The organism is Pseudomonas sp. D4-21 (assembly GCF_051132125.1).
Taxonomy (GTDB): Bacteria; Pseudomonadota; Gammaproteobacteria; order Pseudomonadales; family Pseudomonadaceae; genus Aquipseudomonas.
In genome coordinates, this window is the sequence record NZ_CP071664.1 from 1404645 (window position 1) to 1426113 (window position 21469).

The 21469-nt window shown below is 60.5% G+C and carries 20 protein-coding genes; 10 read left to right on the plus strand and 10 right to left on the minus strand.

What is annotated here, in order from left to right; translation table 11 throughout:
- Positions 1-78 precede the first annotated feature (78 nt).
- Positions 79-1173, plus strand: coding sequence for an iron-sulfur cluster carrier protein ApbC (gene apbC / locus J3Q04_RS06190; RefSeq protein ID WP_434607398.1), 1095 nt, complete (start codon positions 79-81; stop codon positions 1171-1173).
- 129 nt (positions 1174-1302) lie between these two features.
- On the opposite strand, the gene J3Q04_RS06195 is transcribed toward apbC, so the two are convergent.
- The gene (locus J3Q04_RS06195) at positions 1303-2061 is read right to left on the minus strand and encodes an SDR family oxidoreductase (protein WP_420765210.1); all 759 of its coding nucleotides are present in this window, start codon (positions 2059-2061) and stop codon (positions 1303-1305) included.
- A gap of 157 nt (positions 2062-2218) precedes the next feature.
- On the opposite strand from J3Q04_RS06195, the gene J3Q04_RS06200 reads away from it, so the two are divergent.
- From J3Q04_RS06200 to groL, 4 genes are all read left to right on the plus strand, one after another.
- The gene (locus J3Q04_RS06200; RefSeq protein WP_434607396.1) at positions 2219-2950 is read left to right on the plus strand and encodes a HugZ family protein; all 732 of its coding nucleotides are present in this window, start codon (positions 2219-2221) and stop codon (positions 2948-2950) included.
- 66 nt (positions 2951-3016) lie between these two features.
- Positions 3017-3493 carry an FxsA family protein gene (locus J3Q04_RS06205; RefSeq protein WP_434607394.1) on the plus strand — a complete coding sequence of 159 codons (477 nt, stop codon included), beginning with the start codon at positions 3017-3019 and terminating at the stop codon, positions 3491-3493.
- Between the two features lie 272 nt (positions 3494-3765).
- A complete protein-coding gene (locus tag J3Q04_RS06210; protein WP_039591772.1) occupies positions 3766-4059 on the plus strand; it encodes a co-chaperone GroES in 294 nt (97 codons plus the stop codon).
- Between the two features lie 50 nt (positions 4060-4109).
- Positions 4110-5753 (plus strand): chaperonin GroEL, encoded by a 1644-nt coding sequence (groL, locus tag J3Q04_RS06215; RefSeq protein WP_030142514.1) that lies wholly within the window; start codon positions 4110-4112, stop codon positions 5751-5753.
- Positions 5754-5969: 216 nt separating this feature from the next.
- Here groL and J3Q04_RS06220 read toward each other — a convergent pair whose 3' ends face one another.
- The 3 genes from J3Q04_RS06220 to J3Q04_RS06230 form a co-directional block, all read right to left on the minus strand.
- On the minus strand, positions 5970-6806 hold the full coding sequence (locus J3Q04_RS06220) for an IS3 family transposase (protein ID WP_434611567.1): 837 nt from the start codon (positions 6804-6806) through the stop codon (positions 5970-5972).
- Positions 6803-7105: a transposase gene (locus J3Q04_RS06225; protein ID WP_014717988.1), complete on the minus strand. Its 303-nt coding sequence runs from the start codon at positions 7103-7105 to the stop codon at positions 6803-6805. Before J3Q04_RS06225 ends, J3Q04_RS06220 begins: the two co-directional genes overlap by 4 nt.
- A gap of 100 nt (positions 7106-7205) precedes the next feature.
- Positions 7206-7949, minus strand: coding sequence for a phosphatase PAP2 family protein (locus J3Q04_RS06230; protein WP_434607391.1), 744 nt, complete (start codon positions 7947-7949; stop codon positions 7206-7208).
- 197 nt (positions 7950-8146) lie between these two features.
- On the opposite strand from J3Q04_RS06230, the gene colR reads away from it, so the two are divergent.
- From colR to J3Q04_RS06255, 5 genes are all read left to right on the plus strand, one after another.
- Positions 8147-8830 (plus strand): two-component system response regulator ColR, encoded by a 684-nt coding sequence (gene colR, locus J3Q04_RS06235; RefSeq protein WP_039591775.1) that lies wholly within the window; start codon positions 8147-8149, stop codon positions 8828-8830.
- Positions 8820-10097 (plus strand): sensor histidine kinase, encoded by a 1278-nt coding sequence (locus J3Q04_RS06240; RefSeq protein ID WP_420765205.1) that lies wholly within the window; start codon positions 8820-8822, stop codon positions 10095-10097. The genes colR and J3Q04_RS06240 overlap by 11 nt, the downstream gene beginning before the upstream one ends.
- Before the next feature lie 112 nt (positions 10098-10209).
- A complete protein-coding gene (locus J3Q04_RS06245; RefSeq protein WP_420765204.1) occupies positions 10210-10878 on the plus strand; it encodes a class I SAM-dependent methyltransferase in 669 nt (222 codons plus the stop codon).
- Between the two features lie 5 nt (positions 10879-10883).
- Positions 10884-11591, plus strand: coding sequence for a lipopolysaccharide kinase InaA family protein (locus J3Q04_RS06250; RefSeq protein ID WP_420765203.1), 708 nt, complete (start codon positions 10884-10886; stop codon positions 11589-11591).
- A gap of 2 nt (positions 11592-11593) precedes the next feature.
- On the plus strand, positions 11594-11821 hold the full coding sequence (locus J3Q04_RS06255) for a hypothetical protein (RefSeq protein ID WP_434607388.1): 228 nt from the start codon (positions 11594-11596) through the stop codon (positions 11819-11821).
- Positions 11822-11899: 78 nt separating this feature from the next.
- Here the strand turns inward: J3Q04_RS06255 and J3Q04_RS06260 are convergent, their stop codons facing one another.
- From J3Q04_RS06260 to J3Q04_RS06285, 6 genes are all read right to left on the minus strand, one after another.
- Positions 11900-14926 (minus strand): multidrug efflux RND transporter permease subunit, encoded by a 3027-nt coding sequence (locus J3Q04_RS06260; RefSeq protein WP_420765201.1) that lies wholly within the window; start codon positions 14924-14926, stop codon positions 11900-11902.
- Positions 14927-14939: 13 nt separating this feature from the next.
- The gene (locus J3Q04_RS06265; RefSeq protein ID WP_420765200.1) at positions 14940-16088 is read right to left on the minus strand and encodes an efflux RND transporter periplasmic adaptor subunit; all 1149 of its coding nucleotides are present in this window, start codon (positions 16086-16088) and stop codon (positions 14940-14942) included.
- Positions 16089-16243: 155 nt separating this feature from the next.
- Positions 16244-17341, minus strand: a complete 1098-nt coding sequence (locus tag J3Q04_RS06270) for a DUF1513 domain-containing protein (RefSeq protein ID WP_420765199.1) — start codon at positions 17339-17341, stop codon at positions 16244-16246.
- 2 nt (positions 17342-17343) lie between these two features.
- Entirely contained in the window at positions 17344-18408 is a 1065-nt protein-coding gene (locus J3Q04_RS06275; RefSeq protein ID WP_434607385.1) for an imelysin family protein, read from the minus strand.
- Positions 18409-18435: 27 nt separating this feature from the next.
- Positions 18436-19863: a di-heme oxidoredictase family protein gene (locus J3Q04_RS06280; RefSeq protein WP_434560273.1), complete on the minus strand. Its 1428-nt coding sequence runs from the start codon at positions 19861-19863 to the stop codon at positions 18436-18438.
- A 241-nt stretch (positions 19864-20104) separates the two neighbouring features.
- On the minus strand, positions 20105-21457 hold the full coding sequence (locus tag J3Q04_RS06285) for a sensor histidine kinase (RefSeq protein WP_434560271.1): 1353 nt from the start codon (positions 21455-21457) through the stop codon (positions 20105-20107).
- Positions 21458-21469: the final 12 nt, after the last annotated feature.

Consider the following 21469-nt stretch of genomic DNA (forward strand, 5'->3'; position numbering starts at 1 on the left):
ATGGTAATCGGGTCGCCACAAAAGCATGTGCGGCGTAGGATAGCGGCCTGTTTTCAAGTCTTGCTATCGGAGTTGCCCATGAGCGCCGTCAATCGCGCAGCGGTGGAAGCCGTCCTTCGCCAGTACACCGACCCTTACCTGAACCAGGACCCGGTCAGCGCCGGATGCGTGCGGGCCCTCGATATCCAGGGCGATCGCGTCACTGTCCATCTGGAAATCGGCTACGCCGCCGATCTGTTCAAGAAGGGTTGGGCGCAAATGCTGCAAATGGCCATCGAGGGGCTGGACGGTGTCACGGCCGCCAAGGTCGAAGTGACCAGCGTCATTGCCGCTCACAAGGCCCAGGCCCAAGTGCCTGGACTTGCGAACGTCAAGAATGTCATCGCGGTCGCCTCGGGCAAGGGCGGCGTGGGCAAGTCCACCACTGCCGCCAACCTGGCGCTGGCGCTTGCCCGTGAAGGTGCGAAGGTCGGGATTCTCGATGCGGATATCTATGGTCCGAGCCAGGGCATCATGTTTGGCATCGCCGAGGGTACTCGCCCACAGATAAAGGATCAGAAATGGTTCGTGCCGATCCAGTCACACCGCGTGGAAGTCATGTCCATGGCGTTCCTGATCGATGACAACACCCCCATGGTCTGGCGCGGGCCGATGGTGTCCGGCGCCTTGTTGCAGTTGGTCACGCAAACCGCCTGGGGCGACCTGGATTACCTGGTCATCGACATGCCGCCAGGCACCGGCGATATTCAGCTGACCCTGGCACAGAAAGTCCCGGTGGCCGGCGCGGTGATCGTCACCACGCCCCAGGACCTGGCCTTGCTGGATGCGCGCAAAGGCGTGGAGATGTTCCGCAAGGTGAACATCCCGGTGCTGGGCGTGGTGGAGAACATGGCCGTGCACATTTGCTCGAACTGCGGGCACGCCGAGCATCTGTTCGGTGAAGGCGGTGGGGAAAAACTGGCAACCCAGTACGGCGTCGAACTGCTGGCCTCGCTGCCGTTGTCGATGGTGATCCGCGAACAGGCAGACGGTGGCAAGCCAACCGTCATCGCCGAACCGGACAGCCAGATCGCCATGGTCTACCAGGAGCTGGCTCGCCACGTCGGCGCGCGGATCGTATTGCAGGAAGCCGCGTCGCCTGTGATGCCGAACATCACCGTCAGCGACGATTGATAGAGTGAAACCCTATCCACTGTGGGAGCGAGCCTGCTCGCGATAGCGGTCTGACATTTCAACATTGATGCAAGCTGACCCGGCGCCATCGCGAGCAAGCTCGCTCCCACATTTTGCTAGGCGGTGGGTTTAGATCCGCATTCCACCATCCATCTCCAGGATCCGACCGGTGTAGTAGTCGTTTTCGAAGATGTAGGCCGCCGAATGCGCGATCTCCTCAGGCTTGCCCATGCGCTTGAGCGGGATCACCGAAGTCATTCGTTCCAAGGCCTCTGGTTTCATGCCCAGGGTCATTTCGGTTTCGATGAACCCCGGCGCGATGCCCGCCACACGGATGCCGTAGCGCGCCAGTTCCTTGGCCCAGGTCACGGTGGCAGCGGCCACGCCGGCCTTGGCGGCCGAGTAGTTGGTCTGGCCGATGTTGCCGGCGCGGGAGATCGACGAGATATTGATGATCGCGCCGCTGTTCTTCAGCTCGACCATCTTGGCCGCCACTTCACGGGTGCACAGGAACACACCTGTAAGGTTCACGTCGATCACGGCCTGCCACTGGGCCAGGCTCATCTTGGTCATTTCGCCGTCCTTGACCTTGAGCAACAGGCCATCGCGCAGGATGCCAGCGTTATTGATCAGCCCATGGATCGCGCCGAAGTCCTGCGCAACGCGGGCCACCATGTCGATCACCTGGTCTTCATTGGCGACGTTGCACAAGTAGGCGCGAGCCTCGACGCCCTTGGCGGCGCAGGCGGCGACCGCTTGGTCGAGTTTCTCCTGATTGAGGTCGACCAGCGCCAGCTTCGCGCCCTTGCCGGCGAAATACTCGGCCATGGAACGCCCCAGGCCCTGGCAACCGCCAGTGATAATGATTATTTTGTCAGTGAGTTGCATTCTCATGTCCAGATGGCGCAGCGGTGGAGGGACTGTTTAGGTAGCGCTCGATTTGCGGGTTTGGCCCGGCTGCAAGCGAGACAGTCCAGAGGTGTCTGGAACATTACTCCACTCGCCTGATCGTTTTCTAGACGGATTTCATTAAAGGAGTCATAAATTGAGCGTCGAAGCAGCCAAGCATGCCCGGGAACTGTTGCTCAAGGAGTACCGTGGAGTGCTCTCCACCCATTCCAAATCCATGCCCGGCTTTCCGTTCGGCTCCGTGGTCCCCTATTGCCTGGACGACCAGGGCCGGCCGCTGGTCTTGATCAGCCGTATCGCCCAGCACACTCACAACCTGCAAAAAGACCCCAAGTGTTCCATGCTGGTGGGCGAGCGGGGCGCTGAGGATGTACAGGCCGTGGGGCGCCTGACCTACCTGGCCGAGGCCCGTAAACTCGAAGATAGCGTTGCCATCGATGCCGCCGCCGAGCGTTATTACCGCTACTTTCCCGAGTCGCAGAACTATCACAAGGCCCACGACTTCGACTTCTGGGTGCTCGACCCGGTGCGCCATCGCTACATCGGGGGTTTCGGCGCCATTCACTGGATCGATCAGGTAATCCTCTCCAACCCGTTCGCCGGCAAGGCTGAAACCAGCATGATCGACCATATGAACGCTGATCACGCCAAGGCCATCGCCCATTACGTGGAGTTGAGCGGCCTGCCGAAAAACGAACCGGCGCGTTTGGTCGGCATCGACAGCGAAGGTATGCACTTGCGCATCGGACAAGGGCTGTATTGGCTGGCGTTTCCGAACCCTTGCAACACGCCGACACAAGTGCGCGAAGCCTTGGTTTATCTGGCTCACGCCGAGCAATGGCCAAAAAATGCCGAGGTCGATGCTTGAATTCACGAAAGGGCGACGTCATTTAGGTTTTCATAGCAAGGTCTTCTTGCGTTGAGGAACCCTTTGATGCGCCCATTTTTATTGCTCTTTCTGCTGTTCCCGGTGTTGGAGCTGTTCGTATTCGTCAAGGTCAGCGGTGCGATCGGGTTCTTCCCGGCGCTGTTGCTGGTCATTCTCGGCTCGATGCTCGGCGTCTTCGTGTTGCGCATCGCCGGCCTCGCCACGGCGTTGCGTGCCCGTGAAAGCCTGAACCGTGGCGAGCTGCCTGCGCAGACCATGCTGGAAGGACTGATGCTGGCCTTGGGTGGCGGCCTGTTGATCCTGCCTGGTTTTATCAGCGACGTGCTGGGCCTGGTCATGTTGTTGCCGTTCACCCGCCGCTTGCTCGCCAACAAGATGCGCCAGCGTGCCGAAGAGCAGGCGATGCGCCAGCGAGCGTTCGCCGATGATCTTCAGTCCCGGGGCGGCCCGGCCCCCAGGGAGTCCGTAGGTCGCGAGCCGAACGTGATCGAAGGCGAATTCGAACATCGCGATCCCAAGTGACCCTTCAATCAACTTTCCCAAGCAACTATCGAGCAGCACGGCACCTTCGGGTGCCGTGTCCGTTTGAGCCTTCGTAAAGCAAAAATTTTCATCGCCGCCCCTTGTAATCGACTTGCACGCCCTTATGTATGGGTCACCGCAAGGTTTCCGGTGGCGACACTGGACAGACTTCCGCGGTTCGCTTGACGAACCGCACCCCGGCTCCGCCGGCTTTTGTTAAACCCGCCGGGACTACACCGGCCGATGAAAACCAAAATTAGGAGAGATCGACAATGAAGCTTCGTCCTCTGCATGACCGCGTCGTCATCCGTCGCAGCGAAGAAGAGAAGAAAACCGCTGGCGGTATCGTCCTGCCAGGTTCGGCTGCTGAAAAAGCCAACCACGGTGAAGTTCTCGCTGTAGGTCCAGGCAAGGCACTGGAAAACGGTGAAGTACGTGCGCCGGCCGTGAAAGTGGGTGACAAGGTTGTGTTTGGCCCTTACTCCGGCAGCAACACTGTGAAAGTCGACGGCGAAGACCTGTTGGTCATGAGCGAGAACGAAATCCTCGCTGTTCTCGAAGGCTGATTTCCCCGCTCATTTTCCCGCTACTACAAAGTATTTAAGGAATATCGATCATGGCTGCTAAAGAAGTTAAATTCGGCGATTCCGCCCGCAAGAAAATGCTCGCCGGTGTCAACGTCCTGGCTGACGCAGTAAAAGCGACCCTGGGCCCGAAAGGCCGTAACGTGATCATCGAGAAGAGCTTCGGCGCTCCGACCATCACCAAGGACGGCGTTTCCGTAGCCAAGGAAATCGAGCTCAAGGACCGCTTCGAAAACATGGGCGCGCAACTGGTCAAAGACGTTGCCTCCCGTGCCAACGATGACGCTGGTGACGGTACCACCACCGCGACCGTACTGGCCCAGTCGATCGTCAACGAAGGCCTGAAAGCCGTCGCTGCCGGCATGAACCCGATGGACCTCAAGCGCGGCATCGACAAGGCGACCATCGCCATCGTCAAGGAACTGAAGGGTCTGGCCAAGCCTTGCGCTGACTCCAAGGCGATCGCCCAGGTTGGTACCATTTCCGCCAACTCCGACAACTCCATCGGCGACATCATTGCCGAAGCCATGGAAAAAGTCGGCAAGGAAGGCGTGATCACCGTTGAAGAAGGCTCGGGCCTGGAAAACGAACTGTCGGTTGTTGAAGGCATGCAGTTCGACCGTGGCTACCTGTCCCCGTACTTCGTCAACAAGCCAGATACCATGGTTGCCGAGCTGGACAGCCCGCTGATCCTGCTGGTCGACAAGAAGATCTCCAACATCCGCGAAATGCTGCCAGTGCTGGAAGCCGTTGCCAAAGCCGGCCGCCCACTGCTGATCGTGGCTGAAGACGTCGAAGGCGAAGCCCTGGCGACTCTGGTTGTGAACAACATGCGTGGCATCGTTAAGGTTGCAGCCGTCAAGGCTCCAGGCTTCGGCGACCGTCGCAAGGCCATGCTGCAGGACATCGCCGTTCTGACCGGCGGTACCGTTATCTCCGAAGAGATCGGCCTGAGCCTGGAAAGCACCACCCTGGAGCATCTGGGTAACGCCAAGCGCGTGATCCTGTCCAAGGAAAACACCACCGTGATCGACGGTGCTGGCAACGATGCCGATATCCAGGCTCGTGTGACCCAGATCCGTGCACAAGTGGCCGAGACCTCGTCCGACTACGACCGTGAAAAACTGCAAGAGCGTCTGGCCAAACTGTCCGGCGGCGTTGCGGTGATCAAGGTTGGCGCCGGTTCCGAAGTTGAAATGAAAGAGAAGAAAGCCCGCGTTGAAGACGCCCTGCACGCAACCCGCGCAGCCGTTGAAGAAGGCGTGGTACCTGGCGGCGGCGTGGCACTGGTTCGTGCTCTGCAAGCCATCAGCGAGCTGAAAGGCGACAACGACGACCAGAACGTCGGTATCCAACTGCTGCGTCGCGCTGTCGAAGCACCTCTGCGTCAGATCGTTGCCAACTCCGGCGACGAGCCAAGCGTAGTGGTCGACAAGGTCAAGCAGGGTTCGGGTAACTACGGTTACAACGCTGCTACCGGCGAATACGGCGACATGATCGAAATGGGTATCCTGGACCCAGCCAAAGTGACTCGTTCGGCTCTGCAAGCGGCTTCGTCGATTGCCAGCCTGATGATCACCACCGAGGCGATGATCGCTGAAATCAAGGAAGACGCTCCAGCTGGCGGCGGCATGCCAGACATGGGCGGCATGGGTGGCATGGGCGGCATGATGTAAGCCAGCCTTACACCTGTAGCGAAAAACCCCGCCTGCGAAAGCAAGCGGGGTTTTTTATTGCCTTGGATTTTGGCGCGGGGGCGCATTTTTCCTGGGGGGACCTGTGGGAGCGAGCTTGCTCGCGATGACGGTACATCAGTGCCAGATATGGAAACTGACACACCGCAATCGCGAGCGAGCTGAACTGGTCAAGTAATCTTGGACACCGATTAAGGTTCACGCCGCCAACCTTTCCTTCGCGACCGGCGACCGGTAGTCGTTGTAGCTGTGAGGCCTGCTGATGTTGTAGCGCGAGACATAGCGCTGCACGTCTGCCCGGGCCTCATGTTCCAGTTTGTAGCCCGTTTCAGGAACCCACTCTGATTTCAAACTACCAAAGAAACGCTCCATGGGGGCGTTGTCCCAGCACTCGCCTTTACGGCTCATACTTTGCCTAAACCCGTGTTTCACAAGCTCGTTTCGGAATTTATGACTGGTGTACTGACAACCTTGGTCTGAATGAAACAACACATCCTGGGGGTGGCCGCGTAGCTCAACCGCCATGCGTAGCGCTTCGCAGGTCAGGTTGGCATCAGAAATCATCGAGAACGACCAACCCACGATCCTCCGAGCGTACAGATCCAGAACGGCGGCGAAGTACATCCACCGCTTGCCGACCTTGATGTAAGTCACGTCGCCACACCACACCTGGTTAACCGCCGTTACATCAAATTTTCGCTTGAGCACGTGCGGCGCCACCAATGCCTCAACGCCCGGCGACTTGTACTTATGGCGCCTGCGCTGACGACTAGCGATGCCAGCTTCGCGCATCAAACTGCGAGCCATATAACGTCCGATACGATGCCCTTTGGCTTTTAGCTCCTTGGACAAAGTACGTGCGCCGGCCGACTCTCTGGACGCCCTGTGGTGCCTGACCAGCGCGGCTTTGAGCTTGTCCCGTTCAGGATTTGCTCTGCCTTGGCGCTGGCGCCAGGCGTAGAAACTACTGCGGTTGATCCCAAACGCCCGGCAACACCTTTTAACGCCGTATTGCTCGTCCAGCTCATCGATCAGCGTGAATGATCTTTGGCGTCCAAAAGCAGGAGAGCACTGGCCTTTTTTAGGATTTCAATGTCCAGGTCTTTCTCCCTGAGTAGGGCTTTGAGCCTCTGGATTTCTCGCTGATCAGCAGTAATCGCCTTGGCCCCTACCGGGGTCGAACCCAGGCGTTCTTTTTGCACTTGATCGACCCAGCGGCGCAGAGCAGTGGGGCCGATATCTAGGCTGGCACAGACCTCGGTAACCGGCTGGCCTTCATCCAGCACCATGCTGGCAGCCTTGAGCTTGAACTCACTCGAATAAGATTTACGCATATCCAAACACCTCAGATTTGGGCGCTATCATAGCGCCCGATTGAAGTGTCCAAAATCATTAGGCCAGTTCAAGCTCGCTCCCACAGGGTTATTCCCATGCTCAGGCGTTAGCGGGTTGGTTCAGCGCTGCGCGATCAGCCATGGCAGCCGGTCGATACAGCACGAAGTAGTAACACCCCAGGCAGATCAGCCAACAGAACACCGCTGTCCACACGTTATGGGAGAAAAAATGCGCCCCTTGCATCATCCGACCCACGGAGAAAACGGTGCCCAGTGCGAAGGCAAATACCAGTGATTGACGGGCCAGGCGGGGACGGCGGTCGCGTAATACGAAGAACAGCGCAAACAGCGTGAACCCCGTTGCGGCATGTCCGCCGGGCCAGCAACGGCCGGGCTTGTCAGTGGCCGGGCGCGGGCTCAGCAATTCACTGTAGGTTTCCTTGCCGCCAAACTCCTTCAGGCTCCAAGGGCATTGCACCGCCGTCACGGCCTTCAGCGGCGTGACAAACGCCGTTGCCAGCGCTAGCGATAAGACCAGGCAACCGAGTTCACGCTTGAACGGTGTGAGGCGATCGACAAAAAACGAAGCGATGAACCCCGCGACCGCCAGGATGCAGAAGACGATAACCATCTGCTTGGCCCGGTCGTGCAGGATGTCTTCGAGAAAAAAACTATGCCGTCCGATGAATCCGCCCTCGGCCGCACTGTAGAAAAGCCTGGCAAGGTCCATGTCAAGCGTAGTCAGTTCCAGCACCACCAGGATCAGCGCAACAACTACAGGCACCCCCAGCGCGATTCCGAAATTCAATGGCCTTGAAACAGGGCGAAGGCTAGCGCAAACCATGGACAGTACCTTTTGTGGATGTTCTTGAGCAGCAGGTTGCGCCCAGTCTCGTCCGCGTCGCGTTGGGCAGGCGTGAATGCGGGGTGAAAAACTCGTCAATGCCCCAACCCCAGCCGAGACAACCCTAGCCGCGGAACACGCTTGGCCTTAAGCTGCGCGGGCCACGACGATTGCCTACGTGTGCAGGAGAGATGCCCATGCGAATTCTATTGGTCGAAGACAACCGCGACATCCTGGCCAACCTGGCCGATTACCTGGGACTCAAGGGTTATACCGTCGATTGTGCCCAGGATGGTTTGTCGGGTTTGCACCTGGCCGCGACCGAGCACTACGACCTGATCGTGCTCGACATCATGCTGCCAGGCATCGATGGCTACACCTTGTGCAAGCGCCTGCGTGAAGACGCCCGGCGTGATACGCCGGTGATCATGCTCACCGCGCGGGACCAGCTGGACGACCGCCTGCAGGGATTCAAGTCCGGGGCTGACGATTACCTGGTCAAGCCTTTTGCGTTGTCGGAGCTGGCCGCGCGGATCGAAGCGGTGATGCGTCGGGCCCAGGGTGGCGGGCGTCGCGCGTTGCAGGTCGGCGACCTGAGCTACGACCTCGACACGTTGGAAGTGACCCGTGAGGGCCGGTTGCTCAAGCTCAACCCCGTTGGCCTCAAGTTGCTCGCGGTACTGATGCAGAAAAGCCCCCACGTGCTGCGCCGGGAAATCCTCGAAGAAGCCCTGTGGGGCGATGATTGCCCGGACAGCGACAGCCTGCGCAGCCACGTCCACCAACTGCGCCAGGTGATCGACAAACCGTTCGAGAAACCACTGCTGCACACGGTGCATGGCGTCGGTTACCGCTTGGCCGAGGGCCGGGATGGAGTTTAAGCAGAGCCTTGCCCAACGGATCATCATCGCGTTCGCCTTGATGAGCGCGTTGGTGGCGGGCGCATTTGCCCTGGGCATCGTGGCAACCGTTCACCTGGTGGAGGAAAAACTGATTTCCGCCGGCCTTGGCGGTGACCTGCAACGTCTGCTGCTGATGGACAGCGTCTCCGACTGGAGTCATCGGCCTGAACCCGATCAGTTGTTCTATTTCAGCGGCGGTCCGGGTGACTTCGAGTTGCCCAAGGACCTGCGTCACCTGGATCGGGGTTTTCATGAAGTGTTTCGTGAGCAACTGTCCTACCACGCGATGGTGGAAATCGTTGACGGTCGCCATTACGTATTGTTGCAAGACCAGAGCGATTTCGAGGAACGCGAACGGGTACTGTTCGCCGTGGTGTTGGTGGGCTTCGTGCTCAGCCTGGCGCTGGCGGTATTCCTCGGATGGGTGCTGGCACGTCGAGTGATGGCACCTGTGGTGCGTCTGGCTCGCCAAGTGCGGCATCGCGACCAGCTCCTTGGACTTGCCCCGCCGCTCGCGCCGGACTATGCCGCCGACGAAGTGGGCGAGCTGGCCGTGGCGTTCGACGCTACGTTGGGCCGATTGCGCCAAGCCTTGACCCGTGAACGTTTGTTCACCAGCGACGTCAGCCATGAATTGCGCACGCCGTTGATGGTCCTGGCCACGTCTTGCGAATTGCTGTTGGAAAACCCGGCGCTTGACCAGCGGGGGCGTACCCAGGTTGAACGCATCAACCGGGCCAGTGAGGAGATGCGTGAGTTGGTGCAGACCTTCCTCATGCTTGCCCGGGCCCAGCGCGAAGACAATGGAATCTCCCCTCGCTCGACCCTTGGACAGGTAGCGGACAACCTGCTCGGTGTCTGGCGCGCGCCGATCGAGTCCAAAGGTTTGACGTTGATCTTCGAGCCCGGGCAAACGGCCGATACGCTGTACAACGCCACATTCCTGACCGCCGTCATGGGCAACTTGCTGCGTAATGCCTTGCATTACACCGACCAGGGGTTTATCCGCGTCTCCCTGACGGTCACTGGGTTCATGGTCGAGGACAGCGGCGTGGGCATCCCCGAAGAGAAGCGCGAGGCGATGTTCGAGCCATTCGTGCGAGGTAATGAAAAGCGTGGCGAGGGCTTGGGGCTGGGCCTTTCGCTGGTACAGCGAATCTGCGAGGACCAGGGCTGGACAGTGAGCCTCAGTACGATGGAGCCCAACGGTTGCCGTTTCGAGGTGGAGCTGAATCCAAAGGGTTGAAGTGCGTCCCGGAAAAGCCTTGAAATGATTGGTTCAGATCCATGACGGTTTTTTCACGAGGCGATGACACATCTGTTCATAGGCTGGGCCCATCAACAACGGAGGGCCCCCCATGTCCAAAGCCATCAAGCTGGATTTTTCCGAAAAGTACGACGAGCAACACGCCAGGCAATATTTCCACAAACACCGCAGCGGGTTCAGCCGCCGCCTCTCCAATCGGCGCGACCAGCAACTGGCGCGCCGCGCCTTGGCCCTGGCCGGTGACCCTGGCCTGGTACTGGACCTTCCCTGTGGCGCCGGACGTTTCTGGCCCTTGTTGGCCGAGAAATCGAACCGGGTCATCATCGGCGCGGACAATTCCGCAGCCATGCTGCAAACAGCAATGAGCGTCCAACCCGCCGATGTCGTAAAACGGGTACAACCTTTGCACACTTCTGCGTTCGACATCGCCTTGCCTGATAACGCCGTTGACAGCATTTTCTGCATGCGTTTGTTGCACCACATCGGTGAACCCGCGCATCGCCTGGCAATCCTGCGTGAATTCGGGCGTGTCAGCCGCGACAGCGTCATCGTTTCATTGTGGGTCGATGGCAATTTCAAGGCTTGGAAACGCAAGCGTCTTGAGCGAACCCGTGGGCAGAAAGACTACCAGAACCGATTTGTGTTACCGGTTGCTACAGTGGAGGCCGAATTTCGACAAGCTGGCTTCCGCATCCAGGAACAACTGGATTTCCTACCGCTCTATGCCATGTGGCGAGTTTATGTATTACGCAAGGGGTAATGGGCATGGTTGTACAAGCAGTAGAAGCCCCGGCGGCTTCTCGCAGTTGCTTTGATCATTTTTGGAATCAAAGGGGTGACTGGGTAGAGGAACCCAACACGCGGCGGGGCGGTGAAAGCGGTGTGCAACGGATCAACGACGGCGACGGATTGCTCTATTCCAAGCGCCAGACCGGCCATATCTACCGCAGCTTGTTGCACCCCTTCGGCCGTCCGACTGTCTTGCGCGAAGAGCGAGCCTTGGTGGCCCTGACAGAACTCAATGTCACGGTGCCCCAGGTGGTTTTCTGCGGTGCGCAGAGGGACCCGGTACATAAATGGCGCGCGCTGTTGGTTACCCAAGCGTTGGACGGTTTCGAGGAAATCGAACAATGGTACGCCGCGGGTGGGCGCGAACGTCATGGCGAGGCGGTGCATGACCGTATCCTCCAGGCGTTGGCCGAAAACCTGGCTCGCATGCACAAAGGGCGCTGGCAGCATGGCTGTCTTTATATCAAGCACGTATTCGTGCGTGTAACCGGGGAGGGCGAGTCGGCCAAGGCTGAAATCGCACTGCTGGACCTGGAAAAATGCCGTCAACGCCTGACTGCCCGCAGCGCGGCCGCCCACGACATGAGGCAGCTGCGGCGCCATTCGTCGTTCCACGATGGCGACTGGAAAAAACTCGTCTACTTTTATACAACGGCGTTTGGCAGCGCTATCAAAGGTTTATAGCGATGAAAGTAGAAATTGCTAGAGGTTTGTTCTTGATCGGAGCCCTGGCAGTTACGTCAATGGCGGTGGCGGTATGGGAACAGCCGCGCTCGCAGATTCTCAGTGCCTCCACGTTGGGCGCCCATTGCCCTGTGCCTCGGATTGCCAAGGCCAGCGAGGCGATCCAACCGGACAACGATCTGCTGTTGTTCATGTTTGGCCTGTCTCAAGGCATGAAGCCGCAGAGTTGAGTTTCATGACTTAAAACAAAGGCCTCGCATTTGCGAGGCCTTTGTTTTTTTAGGTCAGCATTGTTCCGGCAGCCTGTGTTACCGCTTCTGCGGTTTTGCCAGCAAGGTGTAGACGCAAGGCAATACGAACAGTGTGAACAAGGTACCCACCGACATTCCCGTGGCGATCACTGTGCCGATGTCGAAGCGGCTCACCGCCCCGGCACCGGTGGCCAGGATCAACGGCACCATGCCGAATACCATCGCCGCAGTGGTCATCAACACTGGCCGCAGACGAATCGATGCGGCTTGTTCCACGGCCTCGCGCGGGCTCAGCCCTTGTTCCTTGCGCAGCTGGTTAGCGAACTCGACGATCAGGATGCCGTGCTTGCTGATAAGCCCGATCAACGTCACCAGGCCTACCTGGGTATAGATGTTCATGCTCGACCAGCCGAGGAACAGCGGGATCAATGCGCCGCAGATTGACAAGGGCACCGTCACCAGGATTACCAGCGGATCCCGGAAGCTCTCGAACTGCGCCGCCAGCACCAGGAAAATGATCGCCAGGGCCAGGGCGAAGGTTCCCCACAACGCGCTGCCTTCTTGTACGAATTGGCGTGAAGCCCCTGCGTAGTCGAAGGCGAACCCCACCGGTGCTTCCTCGCGAGCGATCTGGCGGACCGTCTCGATGGCCTCGCCCATGCTCACCGTGGGGAAACCCGAGATCGTCACGGCGTTGAGCTGCTGGAACTGGTTCAGTTGCCGCGGTCGTGCCTGGTCGCTGACCTTGATCAGCGTCGAGAGCGGGAGCGATTCACCCTGGGCATTCTTGACGTAGTAGTTGTTCAGCCAGTCCGGATTGTCCCGGAACGGTCGTTCGACCTGGGCTATTACCTTGTAGCTGCGTCCTTCCAGGGTAAAGCGGTTGATCTCCGACTCGCCCAGCAACGTCGCCAGGGTTCCGCCCAGGTCCTGCATGGAAACACCCATCTGGGCAGCCTTGGCCCGATCGATATCCACCACGACCTCGGGCTTGTCGAAAGCCAGGTCAATGTCCATGAAGGCGAACTTGCCGGACTCCAGCGCCCGTTTCTTGACTCGCTCGGCAATTTGCAGAAGCGTCGTGTAGTCCTTCGGCGAATTGATGACGAACTCGAAGGGCAACCCTTCGCCCGTGCCCGGCAGCGAGGGCAGGTTGAAGCCAAAGATCTGCAGGCCCGGGATGCTTTCCAGCTTGGCCTGGACCTCCGGCAGGATCTCCATCTGGGTGCGGTTGCGTTCGTTCCAGGGCTTGAGCAGGAACCCGCCGATGCCCGACTGCACGCCGTTATAGCCGTTGATCTGAAAGGAAGAATAGTACTCAGGGAATTCCTTGAAGATCGTGATGAAGTGATCGGTATAGGCGTTCAGGTAATCGAGGTTGGTCGTCTTTGGTGCATTGGCCATCATGAATATGATGCCCTGGTCTTCGTCTGGCGCCAGCTCGGACTTGGTGAACATGATCAATACCGGTATCAACAGCAGCACGATCACCGCAAACACCAGCACCACGGGCCTGGTTTCGAGCGTGGCATGAAGCATGCGCTGGTAACGGTTCTTCAGGCGTTCGAAGATTACGTCCAGCCGATGGGCCAGCCCCGAGGAATTCTGGTCATGGCGCAGCAGCATCGCGCACATCATCGGCGACAGGGTCAGGGCGACGATGCCGGATATCACCACCGCCCCGGCCAAGGTCAGGGCGAACTCCTTGAACAGCGCGCCCGTCAGGCCTTCGAGCAGGCCGATAGGCGCGTAAACCGCCGCCAGCGTGATGGTCATCGAAACCACCGGCATGGCGATTTCCCGGGCGCCTTCTATGGCAGCGTCGAACGGGGTCTTGCCTTCCTCCATATGTCGATGGATGTTCTCCACCACCACGATGGCATCATCCACCACCAGGCCGATCGCCAACACCATGGCCAGCAGTGTCAGCAGGTTCATGGAATAGCCCATCAACTGCATGAAGAACATGACCCCGATCATCGACAGGGGAATGGTCACCACCGGGATGAGCACCGAACGCAAGGCGCCGAGGAAGAGGAACACCACGACAATGACGATCAGGACCGCCTCAAACAGGGTTTTTACCACCTCGTCGATGGAGGCCTGGATGAAGAGCGTGGCGTCGTAGGCGATCTCGGCCTTGAGGTTGGTCGGAAGCTGGGCTTCCATCTCGGGCATGATCTTGCGAACTTCCTTGATCACATCCAGCGGGTTGGCGCCGGGCGTGGCCTTGATGCCGATGTACACCGAGGGCGTGCCGCCAAAGGAACTGATGGTGTCGTAGTTTTCGGCGCCCATCTCCACCCGCGCCACGTCCTGTAGCAAGACGCGGCTGTCACCGTCGGTCTTGAGGGGTATGCCTGCGAAGGCTTCGGCGGACTTTAGTTCGGTGTTGGCGTTGATGCTGGTGACGACGTATTCGCCTTTCACCTCGCCGGCGGCGGAGACGAAGTTGTGCTGGCGCACGGCGTTGGTCACGTCGGCGGCGGTCAGGCCAAAGCCCGCGAGCTTGACCGGGTCCAGCCACAAGCGCATGGCAAAGACCTGGTTGCCGAGGATCTCCGCTTCGGCCATGCCGGGGAGTGTCGCCAGCTTCGGCTGGATCACCCGCGACAGGTAGTCGGTAATCTGCGGGTTGTTCAGTTCCTTGCTGAAGAAACTGATGTACATCAGCGCCGAGGCATCGGCAGCCTCACGGCTGAGCACCGGGTCCTCGGCATCCTGGGGCAACTGGTTCTTGACTTCGTTGGCCTTGGCCAGCAGTTCGGTGAAGAGCCGGTCGCTGTTGGAGCCAATGCGGGCATAGACCGAGATCACCGAGAAATTCTGCCGACTGACCGAGGTCATGTAGTCGATGCCCTCGGCACTGGCCAGGCTCTGTTGCATCGGCTGGGTGATGTAGCCCTGGATGGTCTCGGCGTTGGCCCCCGGATAGGCGGTGGTCACCGTGATCAGCGCGTTTTCCATTTGTGGATACTGACGCAGGGGCAGTTTGCTCCAGGCCTGGAAGCCCAGCAGCACGATCAACAGGCTGACCACGGTGGCGAGCACCGGGCGGCGGATGAACGGATCGGTAAAAGCCATGGGGGTTCCTTGATCAGTCCGCGCGCGGCGAGCTGTTCTGTTCGGTCAGGGTCTTGTCGTCACTGATGGCGACGGGCGTACCGTTGTCCAGCTTGATCTGGCCGCCGATGACCACTTCCTCGCCACTTTGCAGGCCCTTGGTCACCAGGACTTGCCCGTCCCGGCGCTCTCCCGTTTCGACGAAGCGGCGCTCGGCAATCAGGACCGGCTGGCCCTTGTCATCTTTCTCGACATTGCCGTCGGCGGCTTTCTTCTGGGTCACTACGTACATGGAGTTGCCGTAGAGGGTGTAGGTCACGGCGCTTTCCGGTACGACGATCCCGGCAGCCACGTCCGGCAGGATCACCTGCAGGTCGGCGAACATGCCGGGCAGCAGCTTGCCGTCGGGGTTGGCGAGGGTCGCGCGCACCAGCACGTTGCGGGTGCTGTCCTCGACCTTGGGATTGATGGCGCTGATGGTGCCGACGAACGTCTGGCCTGGGTAGGCCGAGACATTGACATTGACGGGTTGGGCCACGGCGAGTCGAGGCACCGACTGTTCCGGGACATAGAAATCCACATACAGGCTGCTGAGGTCCTGCAGGGTGGCGATCACCGTGCCGCTGGCCAGGTAATCGCCGATGTCCACCTGGCGAATGCCGATGGTGCCGCTGAACGGCGCGACGATGTGTTTCTTTGCCAGCGAGGCCTTGAGCTGGTTGACCGTGGCCTGGTTTTTCTTCAACTGGGCTGAGAGCCGGTCGAACTCACCCTTGGAAATCGCCTGGCTGCCTACCAGTTGCCGGCCCCGGCCGAAATCCAGCTGCGACAGGCCAAGGTCCGCCTGGGCGGTTTCCAGCAGGGCGCTTTCGACTTCGGTGTCCAGTTGCAGGAGCGGTTGGCCGGCCTTGACCTTCTGCCCCGATTCGAACTGAAGCTTTTGTACCGTCCCGGCAATTTCCAGGCTCAGGTCAACGCCTTGCGAGGCCTTGAGGCTGCCGACGGTGGGCAGGCGAGACTGCCAGGGCTGCTCGGTGGCCTTGGCCACGGCAACGCTGACTGGTGGTTTCGGGGCAGAAAACATCTGGATCTGCTGGTAGATGGAGAAGGCCTTGTAGCCTGCCAGCAACAGCACCACCAGCAGGACAACACCCAACATGATCAGCATGCGGCGTCGCAGCATGTTCCACTTCCTTGGAAAAGAGCTGAGAGAAAATACAGATAGGCGGGCACATTACCCTGAGTGCGCGGGGTATTCCAGATGCTCTAGGGTCGGTGGGGTGTAGGATTGTTCCGAAAAATCAGGGCGCCTTGCACCGACGCCCTTCGCTCCCTCGCTCAGGCCAGGTGCAAATGGTTGTCCCAGAGCCCTGCCGGCAGGTCCAGCGGTTTTGCAACCAATTGTGATTGACGGCAATCGTAGTAGCGGCAGCGCCCTTGGCCCGACGTCACGACGAAGCCGTCGGCCACCGCGCCGACTCCGGCGCAATCCGGCAAAGGCGCGTCCAGGCGAACCTCGCCGCTATCCAGGTCCCAAATGAAAAAGCGGTTGCCCCGTGGAGCCGTCAGGGCCACCAGGCGCAGTTCGCTGTGCACGGCGACGCTGGCGGTGTAGTGCCCCATGGCTTGCAATTGGTATTCGGGCACCGGGAACGCCTTGAAGGGTTGGCCCGGGCGCTTGATCGCCAGCAGTTCCGACGGCTCGTGGGCCGCCCCCATGAATTGCTGGCCGGAGACGATGGTCCCGTCGCTGGCAATGCCCAAATGGCGCACGCTGTTCATTTGCTGAGGGAGGGTTTCCTTGCTCAACAACGTGCCGTCGCGCTGCATCAGCACCAGGCTGGGTTCCATGGCATCGAGATTCATCTCGACCCGGCTCTCGGCCTCGGTGCGGATGCCGCCGTTGGCCACCACCAGCGTCTCGCCGTCGGGCATCCACGACACCTGATGAGGACCGATGCCATGGGTTGGAATTTCGCCGCTGTGCACCAGCCGCTCGCCTTCGAAGCGGTACATGCCCAGCAGGCCGCGGCCCGGATCGCGAGTGTCGTTCTCCGTGGTGTACAACCATTCGCCACCCTTGTGGATCACCGCATGGCCGTAGAAATGCCGGTTCGGCCGCGAGGCGATGGTTTGTAGCAGCCTGCCGTCGCGCAGGTCGATCAGATAGCTTTCGGTGCCTGGACGGCGGGCAACGAAAAACGCGATCGGCAGCGTCGGGTGATTGATGATGTCATGGCAGCGCTGGCCGACCTGGGTGGCGAACACCCGGGTGCCGTCCAATCGATAGCCGACGGCGAAGTGATTGCCTTCACCATCGTCCCGTGCCGAAAGCAGCAGCGGACTCTTGTCCTTTTGCTTGAACAGCGTCCAGCCGCCCAGGGTAACCGCGCCCAGCAGCAAGCTGCCGAGCGCCAGAGCCTGACGTCGAAACATGATCAGTCACCGTCGTTGGCGTTGAAGCCCAGTTGAATGCCCAGCGCCTTGGCCAATTCGCCTTCATGCAGGCGGTGGACGACGTTGAGGCTGTCGTACAACTCGTTGAGTTGCTGGCGCCCGGCGTCGTCGCCGAGCATTTCGGTAAGCGAGCGTTGGCTGCTGGCAAAAAGCTTCAGCGACGCGTCGTAGGCAGCGTCGATTTTGTCGGCCAGCGGTTTCTGGTCGCTTGGCAGCAGGCCGCGCAGGCCTTTGTTGTCGACGCCGGCCCACACGGTCCTGGCGGCTTTCAGGCTGGCTTCCAGCCCTTGCAGCGAAGACTGGCTGCGCCACGCGTCGGCCTGGAATGGTTGCGGCACGCCCTTGCTCTGGCGGCCCATCGGCGTACCGAGTTTTTTCTTCAGGGTGTCCAGCGCAGTGACCTGGACCCGTAGCAGATCGGCGATCGCTTCGTGGGAATCGGCGTAGCGTTGGTTGGGAAACTTGCTCATCTGGGCGAGCATGCCGTCGTTGCTGTTCCAGCCCGACAGGATTTCTTCGGCCAGTTGCTTCTGACGTTCGCCGATGGCGGTAAGCAGCGGGCAGTACTTGGCTTTCTGAGCGCTGTCGGCCATGTCGATTTTCGCGTCGAACAACAGGTATTCATAGGCCGAAAGCCCTTGCACGACCACGCTGGACTTGGCCAGGCCGGCGGCGTCGATCTGCGGCTGGCTGTTGACCAATTGCTCGACCTGGCGACCGACCAGGTTCTTCTTGTCGGGCCAGAATTGCACCTGCCAGGCGCGGTTGCCCTCGGCCAGCGGACCGATCAGCAGCGGTTGCAGCTCTGCCCAGGCTTTTTGCGCCTTGAGGAAATCGGCGCGCGCGGTTTCCAGGTTTTCCTTGCCTTGGCAGAACGCCAGGGCGCTGGTCGCCAACTGCCGGTCAGCTTCGACCCAGCGGCTGTAGGTCGGCAGGATCACCTGCTTGGCAATGGCGGCCGACGTGACCGCCTGCGGGTCCTGGGGCGAGCAAGCGCCGAGGGCGATGGCGGCGAGACTGGTGAATAACAGCTTGGGACGGAACATGTCGGGCTCCCGTTTCGGAAATCAAGTTTAAAGAGAATTCAGGAAAGCCAACAACGCAGCGCGCTGCTCGGCATTGAATGCTAGAACCTGTCGCTGCGCCGCCTGGGCTTCGCCGCCATGCCACAGCACGGCTTCGAGCAGGTTGCGGGCGCGACCGTCGTGCAGGAATTGGGTATGGCCGTTGACGGTCTCGGTCAGGCCGATGCCCCAGAGCGGCGGGGTCCGCCAGTCACGACCGCTGGCCTTGAACTCGCTGCGGTTGTCAGCCAGGCCTTCGCCCATGTCGTGCAGCAGCAGGTCGGTGTAGGGGCGGATGACCTGGTTCGCCAGCTCTGGTTCGGCAGCATTGGCGGACGTAGTGTATTTGGGGGTGTGGCAGGATTGGCAGCCCGCCTGGAAAAACAGATTCTTGCCCGCCAGCACCTGGGGCGAATCCACATCGCGGCGGGCCGGCACCGCGAGGTTGCGACTGTAGAACAACACCAGGCGCAGGATGTTATCGCTGACTTCCGGCTCGCCCTGTGGGCCGTTGCCGTTGGGCGCGCGTTTGCAATCGGCCTGGGCCTCGGTGCAATCGTCGAACGGCCGCAGACTGGTTGTCAGGCCCATGTCCCCGGAAAACGCATGAACGTTCTGTTGATTGAGGTTCGGCTGGCCGGCCTTCCAGCCGAACCTCCCCGGCACGGCCTTTTGCTGGACATCGTCCCAGACCATGTTCGGACGGCCGGCGATACCGTTTTTCGCCCGCGCCTGAGCCTGGGCATTCGCCAGGATGGCGTCTTCAGGGATGGCCTCGAGCAAACCCAGGCCGATCATGGGCGGGGCGACGCGGGCCGAAAAACGCGTGTCGGGGTGCATCGGGCCATAACCCAATCGAGTGATCTGCAAGGCCGGCTTGCGCAGCTCCACGACGGTGCCGTCGGCAAAACGCACCGGCACCGGGGTATAGTCGACTCGTACCTTGCCCTCCGGCGCGACGCCAGGAACCGACATGTCTTGCAATTGCGCGCCATAGACCGGCTCCGGCACGACGCCGAGCTGCTCGATGACCTTGGCGTAGGGGGGCGCGTCAGGAATCGACAGGCGCACCAGCATCGATACCGCGCTGCTCGCATCGGGTGCCGGTGGATGGCCGCGTCCATCCTTGATATGGCAATTCTGGCAGGCGTTGGTATTGAATAGCGGTCCGAGGCCGTCGCGGGCGGTCGTGGTCGAGGGCGCAATCACCCACGGGCTGCGGAAGAAACTGTTACCGACGCTGAAATCCACGCGTCGCGAGGGGGGCAGGTTGGCCGAAGGCAGGGAGAACGCGTTCTGATCAGCCTTGCGCACCGTCGCGCCGCCGCCGGACTTGGCTTCGCCGGGTTCGGCCTGGGTGAAACGCGGGGCGTCATCGCAGGCACTCAGGCCCAGGGCCAGGAACAGAGCGCATAAGCGAAGAGGCAACGACAACATCGGAAATCCTGCGGGACGAGTGAAACGCGGGCGCAAAGTCTAACAGGGCGGGGCAGTTTGAATAAGAGGAATTATCGTTTGGTTTGATCGGGGTGCACTTGATTCCTGTGGCGAGGGAGCTTGCTCCCGCTGGGGTGCGAAGCAGCCCCAAAACCAGGCGCCGCGGTGCAACAGGTAAATCCAGCCAACCGGTTTGCGACTGCTGCGCAGCCGAGCGGGAGCAAGCTCCCTCGCCACGGGTTCACTGTTGTTCTGTAGGGGAGACCACCGCCCCTGGCACCAACGGCAATTCCAGCGTCGCAATGAATCCGCCCTCGGGATGGTTGGCCAGTCCCAGCGTGCCGCCATGGCGCTCGGCGGCGCGGCGGGCGATCGCCAGGCCCAGGCCGTGGCCAGCGGCGGTCTGGCCGGGGGCGCGGTAGAACGGTTCGCCCAACTGGCCCAGATGCTCCGCCTCCACGCCAGGCCCGTGATCGCGCACGCTGATAAGAATTCGTTCCCCCTGGCGCACCGCGCGCATTTCAACGGGCTGCCCGTTGGGACTGAAGCGCTGTGCATTGCGCAACAGGTTGTCCACGGCCCGCTCGATCATGGTCGGCCAGCCCTTGAGGGTCAGGCCCGGTTCCGTTTCCAACTGCACGATCTGCTCCGGTGAAGCCATCTGGGCGTCTTTTTGCAGGTTGATCAGCAGACCGTTGAGATCAACTTCTTCGGCGCTGGCGTTGTCGGCATCGACCCGCGCCAGAACCAGGATTTCACTGATCAGCGCTTCCAGGCGATCACATTCGCGGGTCAGGCGCGGCCAGAGTTTTTCGCGCTCTTCGGGGCTGGCCCGCTCCGCCAGCGCCAGGGCGATGCGCAGTCGGGCCAAGGGCGAGCGCAGTTCATGGGACACGTCGCGCAGCAATTGGCGCTGGCTGGCGATCAGGCTCTGCAGGCGCGCACCCATGCGGTTGAAATCGGTGGCCAACACGCCAAACTCGTCCCGTCGGTTGGCCAGCTTGGCGAGGCTGTTCTGCTGGTAGGTCGCTTGTCCCAGATCGTGCACCGCGCCGCGCAGCCGGCTCAACGGCCGGGTGATGGAAAGCGTCACCAGCAGGCTGAACAGGGTCAGCACCACCAGCGCAATCGCCAAGGCGCTGAGGGGCCAGAGCAGGCTGTCGCGATGCCAGGCGTCCAATTCGGGGTGGGGAATGCGATAGATGAACAGATAGGTGTCGCCGGTCTTGGCGCTGGTGAATTCGTCGGTCAGGCGCCGCCAGGGCAGGCGGCGTTCGTCGTTGTTCTGTCGCGCCTCGAAGGCAGCGGCCCGATGTGGGAACGTGCCGCGCACCACCGGGTCGCCGCTTTCGTTGAGCACCTGGACATCGACGTGATACTCGCGCTTGCGTTGTTTGAGGATGTCCTGGGCGGCATCTTCGCCCTGGCTTTCGTAAGTCTGCGTCCACTCTTCGGCCAGGGTGTTGAGGCCCGGATGGCGGCTGAGGATCCAGGCGTCCTGGTTCAACATATGGCCCAAGAGAATCGAAAGTCCCGCCACCAGAGCGATGGCCAACCAGAAGCTGGCCAGGACGCGCCAGAACAATGAACGCACGGAGTTATCCTC